Genomic DNA, 17,216 nt, shown 5'->3' on the forward strand with positions numbered 1-17,216 from the left:
TTAAAGATTAGGAGATGAGTATGAAGCGATTAGGTTCAATATTGTTACTTGCAATTGTAATGACTTTACTCCTTGTTTTTGGAGGTTGCAAGCATAAATCAGAAGAAAAAACTTACATTATAGGATCATCAAATGATTTGATACATGCTCTTGAAGATAAAAACTACAAGATTGAATATATAAAACCCCATAAAGATGAAGTAGCTCACTCATTTTTTTCGGTTTATGCAAAGCGAATAAAAGTGGATGGGGAAATGTTAGCAATATATGAATTTGAGAATTCTGATGTTGCAGAATCACAAGCAAATACGATATCGAAGGATGGATACAGCATTGGTAATGCTCTAATCAGTTGGGTTGATAAACCACACTTTTTTAAGAAGGAAAAAACAATTGTTGAGTATATTGGTAGTAAAAAATCATTGATAAAGGACCTAGAGGCTATTCTAGGTAAATCCCTTACAGAGCAAGAGTAAGGAAGCATCATCCATCACAGAACAACAGGTATGCACATCTGTGTGCCGATTTTGAAAGCAAGTCTTTGAAGATTTAGTTAATAGGTACTTTTGTTTTATTACTTTGTATTTGGTTTTCTATTACACTAAATCTAAAATAGTGATTTCAATATAATGTCCTTATATTTGAGAAATTCGTTAGATAAAAGCATTTCTCTTGTTCTTGGTCTTGGAAATTCTATATCTACAGTTTTTATAGTAGAGGCAGGCCTATCAGATAAAACATACACTCTATCTGATAGAAAAATTGCCTCTTCAATGTCGTGTGTTATAAAGAGCACACTTTTTTTATGCTCGCTTAATACCTTTAGAAGCCATTCCTGCATGTTCATACGAGTAATTTCATCTAGGGCTCCGAAGGGCTCATCAAGAAGCATTATATCATTTTTCATCAAAAAAGTCCGAAGCAAACCGGCTCTCTGCCTCATTCCGCCAGATATTTCCGAAGGATAAAAGTTTTCAAAACCTTCAAGACCGAATTCCTTTATCAGGTTTCTAACTCCAAGGCTTTCAGCACTATTAAGTTTACCATTTATTTCAAGAGGCAGGATAATGTTTTTGTATACTGTTCGCCATGGCATAAGAAGATCCTTTTGAGGCATATAGCAAAATTGACTTGAAGAATTACTTGTGGTTTTTCCATTTATAAGTATATCTCCAGAAAAATCTTCTTCCAGACCCGCAAGGATTCTAAGTATAGTGCTCTTACCACAGCCACTTGGGCCTATCAGTGATACAAACTCATTCTCACACAGAACCAAGTTTATATCCCTTAAGACCTCAAGTGTTTCTTTATTTCGTATAAATATTTTTTTTAAGTTTTTGATTTCAATTTTAGTGTTCATTTTCAACATGCCTTATTTTCCTGTCCCCAAAAAATCATTTGTAAATGCTTTTTCAACATCAATTTCAGAATCGATAAATTTGTTTTCATAAAGCCACTTCATATATTTTTCCCAAACTTCTTTCTTTTGCATGCCCCAATAAGGTGCATCATCCTTATATTTTGATGCAAGATATTTCTGGCTTTTCATTACAAGCTCTTTATTTAGCTCAGGTGCTAGTTGGAGCAAGTATTCTGCTGCTGCATCAGGATTTGAAATAGTAAACTGATAGCCTTTTTGGACAGCTCTCATGAATTTTTCAACAAGAGCACGATTGTTATTTATGTTGTCTTCATTTGTAACAATTACGGGAGTATAGTAGTCAAAAACGTCGGAAAGTTCCCTAAGTGGGATATAGTTTATCTCAGCTCCCTTATTTAAGGCATTGGTATAGTCCCATCCCTCAAATATCCAAGCAAAATCAATTTGTCCTGACTCGCTTGCCTGAAGGAAATCTGTTGTTCCTGTTGTAAGTATTTTAACCTTTTCAGGATTTCCGCCCGCAGCTTTGACAGCTTGTTTTACCATTGCAGCTTCAACTTCAGAACCCCAGCCACCATATTTCTTGCCTTCAAAATCCTTTGGTGAAGTGATTCCTTTGCTTTTTAAGGAACCAAATCCTGATGTGTTATGCTGTATTACAGCAGCAAGTGATACTAAAGGTATACCTGAAGCTCGTGCAAAGGTAACACCTTCCTGGTAGCTTATTCCAAACTGTGCAGTGTTGGTAGCTACAAGCTGATCGGCTGAAGATTCGCCAGGCTGAATTATAGAAACATCCAAACCTTCTTCTTCAAAATAGCCTTTTACTTTAGCAGCATAAATTCCTGTATGGTTTGTATTGGGAGTCCAATCAAGTACAAAGCTAACCTTCTGAAGTTCAGAACTGCCTTTAGATGCCGGAAGGGTTTCTTTTGGGGCTTCAGTTCTTTTTGTACCGCAGCCGGCAGTAACCATAGTAAAAATAATTGCCAGGCACAGTAATACAAGTATGTTTTTTTTCATGTTATTCATCCTTTCAAATTCCATTTAATAACTCTTTTCTCTATTATGCTTATAATCACAAATAATAAGAGGCTAAAAGCAGAAATAAGTACAATATCTGCAAACATTGCAGCAGTCTTAAAAGACTTCATAGAACGCGTAAGAAAAATACCAAGTCCGCTTTCAGCTCCTGTCCACTCAGACATTACAGCCCCCATAACAGTATACGCAGCTGCAATTTTAAGCCCTGAAAAGAAGTAAACCAATGCTGTAGGCAGCTTTAATTTTGTGAATATCTGGAGTTTGCTGGCATTCATACATTTAAGTAATTCCTCGAGGTCCTTGTCATGTGAATTCAGCCCTTCGGTCAAGTTTAGGGCTACCGGGAAAAAAACCACCAAAACACATATAATTAGTTTTGATACAATACCTATTCCAAACCATATTGTAATCAATGGAGCAATTGCAATAATGGGCACCGTTTGCGAAAGAACCATAAAAGGGTAAAAAATATTGCGGAAAACTTTCAGACTACTCATTATAACAGAAAGCAAGACCGCCAATATTATACCCAATACGAAGCCTATGACAGCCTCTGTTAATGTTGTCAATGAATGGTACAGCAAAAGATCGCTGGATTTTATAAACTCATTCAGAATGGCTGAAGGAGATGGGAGTATGTATTCTTTTATGTTATTTGCCTTTGTTACTATTTCCCATACGATAATAAAAACAATAAATGCTATCACTGGATAAAAAGGATTATCTGTATTTCGAAATCTTTTCATCCATGGTCACGCCTTCCTTTTTGTAATCAATTTTAACTACAGAACAAACTCTGCTTGCACCTTCAGACACACAAATATCTTGTGCCTTCTTGACAATTTCCATAAGAAAATCAAGCTCACCCTCCATTGTGGTCTCCATTGGTCCAACCTCATATTTGACACCACTTGTAGCTATCATTTCAATGACTTTATCCACAACAGAATAAATCTGATTTTCAGGCACATTTGGAATCACTTGAAGTGACACATTTACAATTGCCATAGTTTATCACCCTTTCTACACAAAAACACGTAAGTGTTTTTTGTCTCGTCTGTAACTTATCGTTAGAAATTATGGACACCATAATTTCTTAGACATATAACTCGCCTAGACATCAAAAAAACCGCCCATCATAGGCGGCATTAGATTATCTACTCATTTCCTACGCTGGCATTACCCAGATCAGGTTATGGGTTGAAGGGAAAACCCTTACTCTCAGCCGGCAGAACCAGCACCCCTATTCATTAATATATTCAGAATGTATTAATAATAGCATAACATCAATTCAATTACAAGTAATCCAAAGCCGATATTAGCCTATATAGGCCCTATACTTTTAAATATACACTTCAAAACTTTCAACTTTTTTCACAAAATACGCACGAAACATTCAATTTTTTATGTTTTACATCTGCTATAATAAAGCCATGATGTGCACATTAAAAATGACTAAATATTTTAAATATAGGGGTGTTTTTATGAAAAAATTATTATCGATCTTTTGTTTAGTAGTATTAATAATGAATTTTATGCTTAATGTAAGTGCTAGTGGTGAAATTTATAATGGTTCAATTAAGGTGTCTGGATATTACATGTGTACATCGATACCAACAAGTTGGCTTGAAGAAACTGCTGATGTTCTTATTGATGATTATGTTGATAAGACAGGTTTTTATAGTGCTATTAAGGCTTTAGCAGATGCAGCATTAATGATCCCTAGAGATCAGAAATTTACGATTCCAAGCGATGCAGTTATAAATGCACAAAATAATGGAGATTTAGAAATAGACAAACAAAGTAAGGATGTAAGTGGAAAGGTTACATGGTCTAAAGTTACAGGTACTTCAGGTTTTTGGATTTGGAAAAAAACTCATGTAACAGAATATACAGCTCACCTTTGTTGCTATTATGGTTCTTCATTTGGTTCAGTAGTTGTTAAAACTGAATACACATTAGACAATAATAAGAAGAAAACCATTAACGAAGTACAAATGTATATTGGTGCTGGTGAGACAGTGGACTTGGTAAAATGATAATAAATCAATAATTTTTTTCTTTACAAGCAGTAAAACTCCTTTCTGGTTACAATATAAACCATTAAGGAGTTTTCTGTTATGTAAGATTCAAGAAAGATGCCAAAAAATGTGGTAAATGCAGCAATGGAAAATGTCGCTGATATTTGTAAGATACCCGAGTAGTAATAGGCCATAAATTAGCAAAATTTTTTTGAAATTTATAGAGTCAAATGGTTTTTAAGTGTTTTTAATTGTTAGAATATTGAAAAGTATTCATATAATGATACAATTTTAGTTGTAAGCGGAAATTAATTAGATAAATGAAAATACATCTTTAACTAATACAAAAAAACAGCTAAGAAAAAGTCAAAACCCAAATTCGTAATGAGTGCGTGTGGCTTAGTCCAACGAAAGCCATTTTGAAGATTTTTTACACTGTTAATGTTTTAAAGTAAAAATTATTAAAAAAGGAGAGTAGCTATGAGGTATATAAGATTAGCAAAAACCGAAGATACAGAATCTATCGTTAATTTGTATCAATCACTTATTGGCACACCAGGTTGTGCATGGAGTATTGAATATCCTACTATCGCAGAGGTGCAAAATGATATTAAGAATAGTTCTTTATATTGTATGTGTGATGATAATGATAATATAATTGCAGCTGCTGCTGCAGGATCTGATAATGAACTAGAGCATCTTTTTTGGAATTCTTTAATGAAAAACCCTTGTGAGTTAGCTAGAGTTGGTGTTAAACAATCAATGCAGAATCAAGGGTTAGGATATGTAATTGTTGATCATGTAATAAAAGATGTAAAAAAGCGAGGATTTGATGGAATTCGAATGCTTGTAAGCAAGTCAAATCCTTCAGCATTGGCTTTGTATGAGAAATTAAAGTTTCATCGCTGTGGTGAAACTAGAATGTATAATATTGATTGGTTTTGCTATGAAATGGTATTATAAGATTAATTAAAATAGAGAGTAAAAAGGTAGTGTTTAAGATGTTTACTCCAAATATGGGAGGTGTTTATATGGTTGAAAAAGCATTATATGAGGATTTGGAAGAAATATTAAAATTGCAAAGATTAGCATTTCAAAGTGAGGCAAAATTAAGTAATGACTTTCAGATACCTCCATTAACTCAAACTTTGGAAGGGATTAGGGAAGATTACCTGAATCAGACGATATTAAAAGCTGTTTTATGTAACAAAATAATTGGTTCAGTAAGAGCATACAAAGAAGGAGATATCTGTTATATTGGAAGAGTAATAGTTCATCCAGATCATCAAAATAAGGGAATCGGGAAATTGTTGATGCAAAAAATAGAAGAAGAGCTCTATCAATGTAGCAAATATTCACTTTTCACAGGCAAAAAGAGTTTGAGAAATATACATTTTTACAGTAGTTTAGGGTACAAACTGACAAGAGAAGAATATGTGAATGATAATCTGACTCTTATATATTTTGAAAAAGTAAAATAGGTATTTAAGTAGCATATACATAAGGTTTTAATATCATGGTGACAATATTGAGCGGGTTACATATGAAGCTAGGAAGTTTTAGTTGATCTTTGATCTTTGCTTATGAATCCAACATAATCATTCTAAAGATCAACTGGATAAAGATGAAACGTGCCCATTATTACTTGAGTTGACTATCAGGCGGAAGAATATCAAATCTTCTTGTTCCATTTTTATTTAATAGCTTCTGATCAGCAAAATTAAGTATAGCAGACCAATCCTCAGAAGTAATACCATGGCCGCCAGGTCGAAAATGTACAAGTCCTCTGCCCATTTCCTTTCCTGAATAGCGTAATGCCATACCCCCAGCCACCGGAGCGGTCAGAGCAATACGTTCATCAAAAGCTCCTGCTAGAAGCACCGCTTGGGCAAGCCGTGATACACCAGTAATCATAATCTTTTGTCTGTCAATTGCAGGATCATTCTTAATATAATCAACAGCACGGGAAATACCCCAAGTCCATGCAGAAATATCTCGCCAATCATATTCGGGGTAGGCTGGAAAAAAGGCTGTAGAGCGATATTTAGTAGAATCTTCACCTAATTGCTGGTAAGATATGGTTACTACAGCATAACCTCGAGACAAAGCTGCTGAAGCATCCGCAAGACTATTTTTTTCTGCACTGTAAGTAAGATTGATCAAAACGGGGTATGGCTTAGAGGTTTGTGAACCATCAGTTTTCACAGAGGTGGCAGGGGTGAAAATTCCAATATCAAATCCCAGCTTTTCACCAGGACCAAAAGTACATCGGCCATATTAATTACCATGTCTCCATTCAGATCCTGTCCACTTTGTTGGGATAGTTCTGCTGATACAGGTTTGGATAAACTTGATATGGAGAAGATAAAAATGATAATTAATGATTGAAAAAGACATTTTTTAATAAACTGATATAACTTTTCCTCCCAAAAAAATTTTTATCAGACTTTTTTGCTGTCTTTATGATTATTGTGTATGCTACATCACAATTTCTCATGACAACAATCAAGGTTGAAACTCACTTCATGATTTTATCCAATAATGTTATATACAGTCTAATACACATATTGTTATTAATACAGGTAATTACATTACTTGCAAGCTTTAAAAATATAACCATATGGGCCTTAACCCTGGAAGAAATGGTTTTCTACTTTAGAAAAATGGAAATACTGTTGAAATATATTGTAATACAAATTTAATGTATTTTCTTAAGATAACCATTAAATTTTATCTTAAAATTTTATATAATTATCTTAATGACACTGAAAGTTTTTGGTAAATTAATCAATTTTTAATAATTCGATTCTTAATATCTGATTATGGGGAGCTGGCTAAAATGAAACTGGGTAAACTTTTGAACTTAAAATTAAGATTATTTCTTGCTTTCATTATGCTTATATCCATTTTTATGGTTTTGATATTTCGAAACAATACGGATAAAACATCAATACAAACTGAAGCACCGATATCTACCGCACTTGCAAAAACTTATATAACTAAAACTCCTGCAAGTGTTTCCAATACAGTAAAACAGACAAGTGGAATTGGAAGTAAGTATCTTTATCCAATACGTGTAGAAGAAAACGGCAAGGCATTATATGGTTATATTGATGAGACGGGTAAGATAATTGCAAACCCTAAATGGGATGGATGCGAAAACTTTACATCTAATGGGGTTGGAAAGGTTTTTAATTATGATACCCATGATGGAAGTTATGATTATGGAATAATTGACTATACTGGAAAAGAAATAATTCCTATTAAAAAGGGAGAGTGGAATTATACATATTTAGGACCGGAATATATCATATGTAGTGGTTATGAAGACATAAACAAGGGCGGGTTTAAGTCGGTTGTTTATGATATGAGCGGAAAAATGGTTTTTGAATCAGATAAACCTGTTGACAATTATGTGGATGGTTATTTTACCTATAATGAGAATAGCGTATATGGAAAGCTGGATAAAACAGGAAAGGTAATTGAAACCAAAGTATATGGTAAGGATGAATTAGCTGAAAAAATGTATGATTCAAATAGTTCAAACAATAAAAATAAACTAAAAATATATAAGGATGATTATAAAAACCTGTATGGATTAAAAGACAGTAAAGGAAAAGTAATAGTACAGGCTAAATATAATTCAATAGCTGAGCATGATAACGGAGAAACATTCCTTTGTACCCTTGATTCCAACCTGCCGATTAATAAATCTATATTATTGGACAAAAACGGCAAAATTGTATCTCCTAAGGATGCTACTTTTATAGAATATTACAATAATGGAATGTATTTGGTTTGTTTTGATAAGGATTATTTCTTCGGTATGAAAACATTGTATAAATATGCTGTCTTCGATGTTAGAACAGGGAATATATCTCAATTGTATTATGTTCCTCAATCCGCTAGCATTGTAGGAAATGCTGATAAAAACATGATGGTTATTGACATAGTAAGTGTATATGATGGAAATAAAAGCTTTATAATAGGACGTGACGGAAAGCAGATAGAAGGTACCAAATCCTTTGAAGGAAAATGGACCATAAGTTTTGTTGGCAATTTGATAAAGGTTTCATCAGAGTCTCATTCAGAAAGCAGCATGTTTTTCACATACTACGACAAAAACTGGAAGGAGATATGGGAAACCAATTATGAATTTGATCTCAGAAAAGAGAGGAATCTACAAAAGACATATTATTCCCCCAATATAGCTTCAGGTGCATACTATTTTCAGTTAAATAATCTTATTAACAAACCTGTTGAGGAAAAAATCAATAGGCATATCAAAAAGATAATTGATGATGAAATTTTACAAAATAAAGAAAAGTTGATCACTATTAAATCGGATTTTTTAATCTCCAAAGATTTGCTTACAATTGTGCATACCAAATCAACTTACAGCGGTGGTGGTATGGGTAATCATTATACCATGTATTATCATTTTGATCTAAACACCGGTAATCTTTTTGACAATCTAAGCTTTTTGAAAAAAGGCAACAATTATATCAACAGTCTCCAAAAGATTACAAAAAGTAAATTTGACTTAAAATACAAAGAAACTGGGATGTACCCTAATCCTGGACTGGATCAAGTATGCCAAAATAATTATTTTGTTCCGGATGGTATAGTATTTTCAATAGACGGTTATAAATTCCAAGGAAAAGTCATGGTAAAATTTAGTGAAATTAAAGAGTTGATAGATCAGAATGCTGAAATTTTTAAAGCATGTGATTTGTCTAAATATCCTCCATATGTTGATAACTAATTAGTATGGCAAAGCACATTAAAAAGAGTATCATAAGAATATTTTGAGATAAAAATTCTTCTATCCTAATAGAAATGGGGCATTGCACTACAAGCTTTAATTGTAATTGCAATAGCCCCATTTATACTTTTTATAACTTAGTAATATTAACATGCTACTATTGAGCAGATAAAGTATCTTTTATTATTTATAATCATTCTATGGTTTCTTTTATTTAATTCGCATACTGTCAATTCCTTTTGCTTTCTGTCTGAAACATCAAAAACTTCAACCTTAGCTCCGTCATTAACAACCTTGTTGTAAAACATATCTGCTCTTTCGCTCTTAAAACACCCTTTACCTATTAAAACATTTCTTATGGGTGTAACCTTTAAAACTGTCATAGCTGAATCAATCCTTTCCTTTTATCTATCCTACTTTGAAAGTCTTACTGTATCTGTTTGCATAGCTGCTTGCTACAAACGATTCAGGTTTTATTTTGGTATCTATACCACTTCCTTCAAAGTATCCAACCATTTCCCTTATAAACTTTCTTGTTTCACCGTTTCTTCCTATATCAATATGTGCTTCAATATTGCACTGAAAATTCTTGTACTTGGCACTAAAATCTTCGAGGGAATCCATTAACTGCTCATTTAACATGTTTGCGATTTCATAGGTAAAAAGTGTTTCCCTTGATATCTTTTCTCTAAGATTTCTATATGCCTTGCTCTCCAACCTCTTGCTTATGCAGCACCAAGCTCCTTTCCCCAGCATATGGATATGGATACCTGTAGCAAAGCAAGTATTTCTCCCCTTAACCTGGGAGTCAGTACCGATCGCTATCCGGAAGCTGTTGTCCGGATTAATTCTGATGAAGTATTTAATACTTGCGACCACATCAGAAAAGCTCATGTTTTTTTGTGTTGAGTTAAAAAACCTCATGTTTTCACCACCTGTTTAGTATTAGTTTTGATTTCTATTAAAAAAATAAGCAGCCAAGTCTTTTTGACTTAGCTGCCCTTTTTAGTAAAATGCATTTTATATCATTACCCTGATTAACATCGTTGCTCATTTAATCGGACTTTGCATTTATTCAAAAGAGGACTAAGCCAATAAATACCTTCATATGTACTTGGTCTATCTGATAATCCCGCTTTAATATTCAGTTGCTCCATAAATTTATTATTGAGTATATACATTGACTCTCCTCCTATCCTTTTGTATTTTTATAATTTCTTAACATCTATTCTAGAGTACCATTTATTAATTTCTTTGTCAATATTATTAATTCATGTAATTTAATTGTAACATTTATATATTTTTGTTTAACTTATTGTCGAATTTATTTTAGTTATGACCTTCAACTGAAATTAAAAATGCGGTTAAGCCATATTTTATGACTTAACCGCACATTATACAGTGTAATAATTGAATACTAAATTGATGGTATATTCCTACACTTAATAAATAGAGGATTAAGCCAATGTCTGCATCTATCAGTACTTGGTTTAAATGACCATAACGCTAGATCACGATTATATTTCCCATGTTGTAATTTTATAATGCATTCCATTGTGTAAATCCTCCTTTCTCAATCATCTTAATAACATTTATTATAAAATCAAATTTAACAAATTACTTTCATTACTCAGCGTCACCTTTTCAGGCACACTGTGGTTAGTGTACCATAAGAAATTAAATCCTGTCAAGACACATTTTTCTTTTGTAATATTACTGTAATATTAAATTCTTTCTCTTTCCTCAAAATGAGTATGGAGCAGCCTGTGTGCAGTTTCCCCGAATGGTTCCCCCAAATATTCCTTATAAAGCTTTAATATCTCAGGATTCTCATGGGATTTTCTCATCTTTCTATTTTTATCTTCCCTATATATTGCTTCCTGGCGTTTTTTCACTATTTCAAAGTTTCCGTGATGATAAGGCTGTCCTCCCCCTGCAATGCAGCCTCCTGGGCAAGCCATAATCTCAATTGCGTCATAGTGATCCTTTCCATCCCTTATGTCCTCCAAAAGAGTACGTGCATTTCCCAAGCCGCTTGCTATTCCTATCCTTAGGACCTTATCCCCAACCTGCACCTCGGCCTTCCTAAGGCCATCCGCACCTCGCAGTTGGTCAAACTCTACTTTTTCCAGCTCTTTTCCTGTCATCCACTCATGGGCGGTTCGTATTGCTGCCTCAATAACCCCTCCGGTGGTACCGAACATAACTGCCGCTCCCGTATGCTCTCCCAAAGGCATATCAAAATCGCTATCGGGAAGGCTTTCAAAATCTATCCCAGCTTCCTTGATCATGTACCCCAACTCTCTTGTGGTAACTACTATATCGACATTATTATGCTCATCCTTTGTGAGTTCAGGCCTTTTAGCTTCTGCCTTTTTGGCTATGCAAGGCATAATGGAAACCACCACAATATTGTCAGGGTCTATGCCATTCTTCTCAGCATAATATGTTTTTGCAATAGTTCCGAACATTATATGTGGTGATTTACAGGTTGAAGGCACATCTAAAAGCTCTGGAAACTGATGTTCAATAAATTTTACCCAGGCAGGACAACAGCTTGTCAGAATAGGGAGGGTTTTGTTCTCCTTTATACGATAAATAAGTTCTGACGCTTCCTCCATTATGGTAAGGTCTGCACCAAAGTTTGTATCAAACACGCCATTAAAGCCCATGGCACGCAATGCTGAAACCATCTTACCCGTAACAATTGTTCCAGGCTCCATGTGGAACATTTCCCCGAGTGCAACACGGATTGCAGGTGCAGTCTGTACAATCACATGCTTGTCAGGGTCATTTAATGCCTCCCAAACCTTGTCCACATGATAAACTTCAGTCAACGCTGCTGTAGGGCACACTTGTACACATTGACCGCAGTATGTACATGAGGATTCAACCATTGGAATGTTAAATGCAGGCCCTACAAAAGCATTAAAACCTCTGCTGATCCCTGATAAAATACCACAGGTCTGAACCTCATTACACATTGTTTCACATCGCCTGCAGTAAATGCATTTATCCGGATCTTTAACAATGGCATCGCTTGACATGTCTTTTGGATAATCCATTCTTTCCCCTTCCCAGGGTATATGTCTTACCTTTAACTCCTGTGCCAAAGCCTGGAGCTCACACTCCAAATTCCTTGGGCATGTAAAGCATTCATTGGGATGATTTGACAATAAAAGCTCAACCGACATTCTTCTTGCTGTAATAGCTCTTAAGGTGCTTGTCAAAACCTCCATACCATCACTTACTTTTGTCACACATGCCGGAACAAGCTTATTCCTATTGCTCCTTGAATCAACAAGCTCAACCATGCATACCCTGCATGAGGCTGTTTTATTTACCATTTTTATATCATGTAAATCCAAATGGCATAATGTAGGTATTTTCACTCCTGCTTCATGTGCTGCTTCCACAACTGATATACCTTTTGGAACCTTCATTTCCTTGTTGTTTATTTTAATGCTAACCATGGCTTTATCCTCGTGTTCAGCCGGATTTCCTGCCATAACAAACCCTCCATTTCAAAAAATACATTATTCAGGTATTTTTTGTATAATATCATTAATTCAGCTTTTTGAAATGTCCCATTGACTTGTCAATTTTTTGTTAATACCTTGCATGTTAATTTATAGCTCGTATTCAATAAAATCATACTTTTAATCCAGGTTTGAATTTGTTTTTGGCTTCATACCTGCCTTCTCCTCTTGGACTGTCCTCATCCTTTATGAAAGCCATATACTCATCCCAAAAATGCTTGAGTGTACTGATTACCGGGTTTGGTGCTGTCTGACCAAGTCCGCACAGTGAGCCATCCTTAACCATATAAGCAAGCTGTTTTAGTGCATCTATATCCGACATGGTACCCTTCCCGCTGGTTATCTTATTTAAAATCTCATACATGCGTTTTGTTCCTATTCTACAGGGCGTGCATCTTCCACAGGACTCATCCATTGAAAACTCAAGATAAAACTTGGCAATTTTCACCATATTATCTCTTTCATCCATAACAATCATTCCACCCGATCCCATCATAGAACCTATTTCCAGAAGACTGTCATACTCTATAGGTATATCAAGGTGTTCTTCAGTCATGACACCGCCGGATGGTCCTCCTGTCTGCACAGCCTTAAACTTGTGTCCTCCAGGGATACCTCCTCCGATATCATATATGATTTCCCTTAATGTAATTCCCATGGGCACTTCAATGAGCCCTACATTCTTAATTTTGCCGGCAAGTGCAAATACCTTTGTACCCTTACTTCTTTCGGTTCCCATAGAGGAAAACCATTCGGCACCACGCATTATTATCTGCGAAATATTGGCAAAGGTTTCAACGTTATTTACACAGGTAGGATGTCCCCAATAACCTTCCTCAGCTGGATAGGGCGGCTTATAGTTGGGTTCCCCTCTTTTACCTTCGCAGGAATTTATAAGCGCCGTTTCCTCCCCGCATACAAAAGCACCTGCTCCAAATTTTATTGCTATTTCAAAATTAAAACCTGTACCAAAAATATTTTTACCAAGCAAGCCATGTTCCTTTGCCTGCTTGATGGCTATATTCAATCTAGCTATGGCAAGGGGATACTCCGCACGGATATATATTAGCCCTTTATCGGCACCGATTGCATACCCTCCTATTGCCATGGCCTCTATTACGCTGTGAGGATCACCCTCAAGTATGCTCCTGTCCATAAAAGCACCCGGATCACCCTCATCAGCATTACAAATAATGAATTTCTCAGGGCTCTGTTGCTTACGGGTTATATCCCACTTTAAGCCCGTCGGAAATCCGCCGCCTCCTCGTCCACGCAAACCTGATTTCTTAACTTCCTCAATTACCTGTTCAGGTGTCATTGACATAAGAACCTTTCCTAATGCCTCATATCCTCCAAAAGCTATGTATTCATATATATCTTCCGGATTAATAAGACCGCAGTTACGCAGAGCTACCCGAAGCTGCTTTTTGTAAAAAGGCATTTCCTCCTGCCTGCTTACAATCTCATTTTTAATAGGTTCTCTGTATAAAAGCCTTTCAACAATTCTTCCCTTTATAATATGCTCATCTACAATTTCTTTAGCATCCTTAGGTCCTACAGATACATAGAACACATTGTCCGGTTCAACCTTTACTATTGGACCCTTTTCACAAAAGCCAAAGCAGCCGGTCTTAATCACGTTTACTTCATTCTCATATCCTCTGGCTTTAACTATAAGTTCAAGGTTTTTAGCTACCTTTTCACTTTCACCTGCCAAGCACCCTGTACCGGTGCAAACCAAAATATTCGAACGTGTTGCCACAGTAATCCCCTCCTATGCCCTTTCAAAATCCACTTTTAGCAGTAGATCGTTCAAGGGTTGTCCACCTTTTATGTGACTGTTTATAATACCTGAAACCTTGTCCTTTTTTACATTCCCATACAAAACAGGCTTTTGTCCAGGCATGTTGACCTGAACCGTCGGTTCTGAATGACAATACCCTATGCATCCGACAGTTATAACTTTTATGTTATTAAGCCCTTGATTATTTATTTCTTCAACAAAGGCATTCAGTGTTTCCCTTGCTCCTGAAGAAATACCGCATGTAGCCATACCTATAAGTATTTCAATTTTACCATCAGGGTTATCGCCGCTTTGTCTTAATTTAACCTTGTTTTGATGTTCTTCTCTTATTTTACGGAGCTCTTCCATAGATTTAATGCTCATTGTACACCGCCCTTGCCATTTCTTAATAAGCTTACATAATCTATATGAAAAGTGTAAGTATTATTACTTTTCATCTATTTTCTATAGCTTTCCAATATGCCGTCCAGTTCTTCTTCCTTAACACGCCCATAGACCTTATCATCGATCATCATTACTGGTGCTAAACCACACGCACCTACACACCTGATATCCTTCAATGTAAACAAACCATCCTCTGTTATTTCGTTAGACTCTATGTTAAGCTTTTCTTTAAGCCGCTCCATTATTTTGTCTGCTCCTTTAACAAAGCATGCCGTCCCCATACACACGCTTATAGTATGCTTACCCCGCGGCTTTGTGGTAAAGTATGAGTAAAAGCTGACAACACCAAAAACTTCTGCCCCTGGAATCCCCAGCTTTCTGGCTACAAAAAGCTGTACATCCCTTGGCAGGTATCCAAACAAGCTTTGAGCCTTATGCAATATTTCTATCAATGCACCCTGTGTAGTTCCCAACCCCTCGATAAAAGCTTCAAGTTCATCAAACTTCTCACGGGGCAATTCCTCTTCAACCTGTGCTGTGACGCTTATTTCCTGTGCCTTTGTCATTGAATCAACCACTACCTTTTTATTTTGTATATACTATAATTTGCCTTGGAAACTCAGTTTTTATACCAACTAAATATTTTAGTTTTCACTAGCATCCCAAAATATGCTATAATGTATTAAAATCTAGTTGACACAAGGTGTAGCAAATGATAATTAAAAAAATAGAAATTGCAGGCTTTAAGAATGTGCCTTTTCATGAGCCGAAAACTTTTAACTTCTATCCAGACACTTTAATACAGGGAGAAAATTACTCAGGCAAAACATCCCTCGGTGATGCTCTTTGCTGGGTTTTCTGCGGCTGCAGTGCAACAGGCATAACGGCTGAGTATCTTCTTCGCAACAATGACAGTACAAAAACGGTTGTTGAAGTCTTCTTTGAAGACAACTCGGGAAATGAGCATTCGTTGCTGAGAGAACAGAGTCAAGAAACGGGAAAGCACCATAGGCTGATTTTAGACGGAATGCCTGTGAAGGATTCTGATTTGGCTCCCTACATCATGGATAAGGATATATTTTTATCAACCTTTATGATAGGTTATTTTACCAGATTATCTTCAAAGGTTGCCAGTGAACTCTTAATGAGCATTCTTCCATTCCCGTCAAACCAATCTATCTTAAAGAAAGTTGAATCGGATTTACGACAGTACCTTCCCGCAGAAGATGGGTTTGATTCGAATATATTTCTTAAGAATATGCGATCTGATCTCAAAACTGTTGAGGATGAAATAAAAATTTGGACAGAAAAACAAAGACAGGCTGAAGAGCAAATTAAAAAAGCACCTTCCGGTGATATGGTTGATGAATCTCAGATAAAGTCAAGAGTCAGCATGCTTGAAGCACGCAAGGAAAACCTTATTAAGGCTTCAGTTCAAAATAACACTGCAAGTTTTCTAGAGAGTAAACTTTCCATATTAAGGCTTGAAATACAATCCCTCAAAAACCGTATAAAAAAGAGCATTCCAGAGTTCAACAGAAACTGTCCTACATGCGGTCAGCCCATACCTGAGGCTGAAATACGGAAGATGACGGAAAAAATAGAAGCGGATAACGAATTGCTTAAGTCCAATCTGGAGAGTTTAATGAAATCCGAAGCAGATTTGCTGAAAAAAATTGAAGAGGAACAAATAAAACCCAATGAAACTAATGCTATCAAAGAAGAACTTGATGCTGTTTCAAAAGAGCTGGAAACCGTAAAGGCTGAATATGATAAAATTATAAGGCAGAATGAAGCCTTACGTTCACAAAAAAACATATATGAGCGTGCTTTAGAGTCTATTGAAGCTTCAAAACAAAACCTGGAAAAGCTCTCAGCAAAGCGTTACCAGATTAATAGATCAATAACAGCAGTGTCACAATATAACTCCATAAAGGCTGATTTACAATACGATACCATACGCGGAAGCCTTAAAAATGTTTCGATACGCCTACAGAAAGTGATGCCAAGCACAAATGAACTAAGAGATTGTTTTGAAATACTGTATAAAGGACGTGAGCTTCATATTATAAGCACCTCTGAATCCATCCGTGCAGGCCTAGAAATTTCTGCATTGATTAATGCCAAGGTAAACCTCAAACTTCCGATATTTATCGATAATGCAGAAAGCATTACACATTACGAAAAACCTTCGGTTCAAGTATTTGAAGCGAAGGTTGCAAAGGGTATTGATATTACAGTATCACCTATATAATCTGAAATATGCATAACTTTTGCA

General features: G+C 35.7%; 17 protein-coding genes and 1 riboswitch. Of the genes, 6 read left to right on the top strand and 11 right to left on the bottom strand.

Features of this window, described 5'->3' with window-relative positions:
* Window positions 1-20 precede the first annotated feature (20 nt).
* Window positions 21-476, top strand: a complete 456-nt coding sequence (locus tag Bccel_RS19580; RefSeq protein ID WP_036936244.1) for a hypothetical protein — start codon at window positions 21-23, stop codon at window positions 474-476.
* 131 nt (window positions 477-607) lie between these two features.
* Here Bccel_RS19580 and Bccel_RS19585 read toward each other — a convergent pair whose 3' ends face one another.
* The 4 genes from Bccel_RS19585 to Bccel_RS19600 are packed head-to-tail and all read right to left on the bottom strand — an operon-like array spanning window position 608 to window position 3,433.
* Window positions 608-1,369: an ABC transporter ATP-binding protein gene (locus tag Bccel_RS19585; RefSeq protein ID WP_276326228.1), complete on the bottom strand. Its 762-nt coding sequence runs from the start codon at window positions 1,367-1,369 to the stop codon at window positions 608-610.
* 3 nt (window positions 1,370-1,372) lie between these two features.
* Window positions 1,373-2,404, bottom strand: a complete 1,032-nt coding sequence (locus Bccel_RS19590) for an ABC transporter substrate-binding protein (protein ID WP_036936944.1) — start codon at window positions 2,402-2,404, stop codon at window positions 1,373-1,375.
* Window positions 2,405-2,409: 5 nt separating this feature from the next.
* Complete coding sequence (locus Bccel_RS19595) at window positions 2,410-3,171, bottom strand: ABC transporter permease (RefSeq protein WP_036936240.1); 762 nt, start codon at window positions 3,169-3,171, stop codon at window positions 2,410-2,412.
* Window positions 3,146-3,433: a thiamine-binding protein gene (locus Bccel_RS19600; RefSeq protein WP_036936238.1), complete on the bottom strand. Its 288-nt coding sequence runs from the start codon at window positions 3,431-3,433 to the stop codon at window positions 3,146-3,148. The genes Bccel_RS19595 and Bccel_RS19600 overlap by 26 nt, the downstream gene beginning before the upstream one ends.
* A 140-nt stretch (window positions 3,434-3,573) precedes the next feature.
* A riboswitch (TPP riboswitch) is annotated at window positions 3,574-3,680 on the bottom strand.
* Between the two features lie 271 nt (window positions 3,681-3,951).
* Here Bccel_RS19600 and Bccel_RS19605 point away from each other — a divergent pair.
* The 3 genes from Bccel_RS19605 (at window position 3,952) to Bccel_RS19615 (ending at window position 5,927) form a co-directional block, all read left to right on the top strand.
* Window positions 3,952-4,464 (top strand): hypothetical protein, encoded by a 513-nt coding sequence (locus Bccel_RS19605; protein ID WP_152966051.1) that lies wholly within the window; start codon window positions 3,952-3,954, stop codon window positions 4,462-4,464.
* 462 nt (window positions 4,465-4,926) lie between these two features.
* The gene (locus Bccel_RS19610; RefSeq protein ID WP_036936232.1) at window positions 4,927-5,409 is read left to right on the top strand and encodes a GNAT family N-acetyltransferase; all 483 of its coding nucleotides are present in this window, start codon (window positions 4,927-4,929) and stop codon (window positions 5,407-5,409) included.
* Window positions 5,410-5,477: 68 nt separating this feature from the next.
* Window positions 5,478-5,927 (top strand): GNAT family N-acetyltransferase, encoded by a 450-nt coding sequence (locus Bccel_RS19615; protein WP_050753655.1) that lies wholly within the window; start codon window positions 5,478-5,480, stop codon window positions 5,925-5,927.
* Between the two features lie 160 nt (window positions 5,928-6,087).
* Here Bccel_RS19615 and Bccel_RS19620 read toward each other — a convergent pair whose 3' ends face one another.
* Window positions 6,088-6,651: an alpha/beta hydrolase family protein gene (locus Bccel_RS19620; protein ID WP_036936227.1), complete on the bottom strand. Its 564-nt coding sequence runs from the start codon at window positions 6,649-6,651 to the stop codon at window positions 6,088-6,090.
* 634 nt (window positions 6,652-7,285) lie between these two features.
* On the opposite strand from Bccel_RS19620, the gene Bccel_RS19625 reads away from it, so the two are divergent.
* Window positions 7,286-9,211: a WG repeat-containing protein gene (locus tag Bccel_RS19625; RefSeq protein ID WP_036936224.1), complete on the top strand. Its 1,926-nt coding sequence runs from the start codon at window positions 7,286-7,288 to the stop codon at window positions 9,209-9,211.
* Between the two features lie 146 nt (window positions 9,212-9,357).
* On the opposite strand, the gene Bccel_RS19630 is transcribed toward Bccel_RS19625, so the two are convergent.
* The 6 genes from Bccel_RS19630 to Bccel_RS19655 all read right to left on the bottom strand — a co-directional run bounded on the left by Bccel_RS19630 (window position 9,358) and on the right by Bccel_RS19655 (window position 15,504).
* The gene (locus Bccel_RS19630; protein ID WP_036936220.1) at window positions 9,358-9,594 is read right to left on the bottom strand and encodes a hypothetical protein; all 237 of its coding nucleotides are present in this window, start codon (window positions 9,592-9,594) and stop codon (window positions 9,358-9,360) included.
* 25 nt (window positions 9,595-9,619) lie between these two features.
* A complete protein-coding gene (locus Bccel_RS19635) occupies window positions 9,620-10,135 on the bottom strand; it encodes a ribonuclease H-like YkuK family protein (protein WP_036936217.1) in 516 nt (171 codons plus the stop codon).
* Between the two features lie 800 nt (window positions 10,136-10,935).
* A complete protein-coding gene (locus Bccel_RS19640; protein WP_036936214.1) occupies window positions 10,936-12,720 on the bottom strand; it encodes an NADH-dependent [FeFe] hydrogenase, group A6 in 1,785 nt (594 codons plus the stop codon).
* A 142-nt stretch (window positions 12,721-12,862) separates the two neighbouring features.
* Complete coding sequence (nuoF, locus tag Bccel_RS19645; protein WP_036936211.1) at window positions 12,863-14,512, bottom strand: NADH-quinone oxidoreductase subunit NuoF; 1,650 nt, start codon at window positions 14,510-14,512, stop codon at window positions 12,863-12,865.
* Between the two features lie 12 nt (window positions 14,513-14,524).
* On the bottom strand, window positions 14,525-14,917 hold the full coding sequence (locus Bccel_RS19650) for a (2Fe-2S) ferredoxin domain-containing protein (protein ID WP_036936208.1): 393 nt from the start codon (window positions 14,915-14,917) through the stop codon (window positions 14,525-14,527).
* A 74-nt stretch (window positions 14,918-14,991) separates the two neighbouring features.
* A complete protein-coding gene (locus tag Bccel_RS19655) occupies window positions 14,992-15,504 on the bottom strand; it encodes an NADH-quinone oxidoreductase subunit NuoE family protein (RefSeq protein ID WP_036936205.1) in 513 nt (170 codons plus the stop codon).
* A gap of 146 nt (window positions 15,505-15,650) precedes the next feature.
* Between Bccel_RS19655 and Bccel_RS19660 the strand changes: the two genes are divergently transcribed.
* On the top strand, window positions 15,651-17,192 hold the full coding sequence (locus Bccel_RS19660) for a coiled-coil domain-containing protein (RefSeq protein WP_036936202.1): 1,542 nt from the start codon (window positions 15,651-15,653) through the stop codon (window positions 17,190-17,192).
* Window positions 17,193-17,216 lie beyond the last annotated feature (24 nt).

The sequence above is a fragment of the Pseudobacteroides cellulosolvens ATCC 35603 = DSM 2933 genome, from assembly GCF_001262605.1.
GTDB lineage: Bacteria > Bacillota > Clostridia > Acetivibrionales > DSM-2933 > Pseudobacteroides > Pseudobacteroides cellulosolvens.

Coding starts and splice junctions, on each gene's coding strand:
- Bccel_RS19580 (WP_036936244.1), top strand. CDS start 21: ATGAAGCGATTAGGTTCAATATTGTTACTTGCAATTGTAATGACTTTA.
- Bccel_RS19585 (WP_276326228.1), bottom strand. CDS start 1,369: ATGTTGAAAATGAACACTAAAATTGAAATCAAAAACTTAAAAAAAATA.
- Bccel_RS19590 (WP_036936944.1), bottom strand. CDS start 2,404: ATGAAAAAAAACATACTTGTATTACTGTGCCTGGCAATTATTTTTACT.
- Bccel_RS19595 (WP_036936240.1), bottom strand. CDS start 3,171: ATGAAAAGATTTCGAAATACAGATAATCCTTTTTATCCAGTGATAGCA.
- Bccel_RS19600 (WP_036936238.1), bottom strand. CDS start 3,433: ATGGCAATTGTAAATGTGTCACTTCAAGTGATTCCAAATGTGCCTGAA.
- Bccel_RS19605 (WP_152966051.1), top strand. CDS start 3,952: ATGAATTTTATGCTTAATGTAAGTGCTAGTGGTGAAATTTATAATGGT.
- Bccel_RS19610 (WP_036936232.1), top strand. CDS start 4,927: ATGAGGTATATAAGATTAGCAAAAACCGAAGATACAGAATCTATCGTT.
- Bccel_RS19615 (WP_050753655.1), top strand. CDS start 5,478: ATGGTTGAAAAAGCATTATATGAGGATTTGGAAGAAATATTAAAATTG.
- Bccel_RS19625 (WP_036936224.1), top strand. CDS start 7,286: ATGAAACTGGGTAAACTTTTGAACTTAAAATTAAGATTATTTCTTGCT.
- Bccel_RS19630 (WP_036936220.1), bottom strand. CDS start 9,594: ATGACAGTTTTAAAGGTTACACCCATAAGAAATGTTTTAATAGGTAAA.
- Bccel_RS19635 (WP_036936217.1), bottom strand. CDS start 10,135: ATGAGGTTTTTTAACTCAACACAAAAAAACATGAGCTTTTCTGATGTG.
- Bccel_RS19640 (WP_036936214.1), bottom strand. CDS start 12,720: ATGGCAGGAAATCCGGCTGAACACGAGGATAAAGCCATGGTTAGCATT.
- Bccel_RS19650 (WP_036936208.1), bottom strand. CDS start 14,917: ATGAGCATTAAATCTATGGAAGAGCTCCGTAAAATAAGAGAAGAACAT.
- Bccel_RS19655 (WP_036936205.1), bottom strand. CDS start 15,504: ATGACAAAGGCACAGGAAATAAGCGTCACAGCACAGGTTGAAGAGGAA.
- Bccel_RS19660 (WP_036936202.1), top strand. CDS start 15,651: ATGATAATTAAAAAAATAGAAATTGCAGGCTTTAAGAATGTGCCTTTT.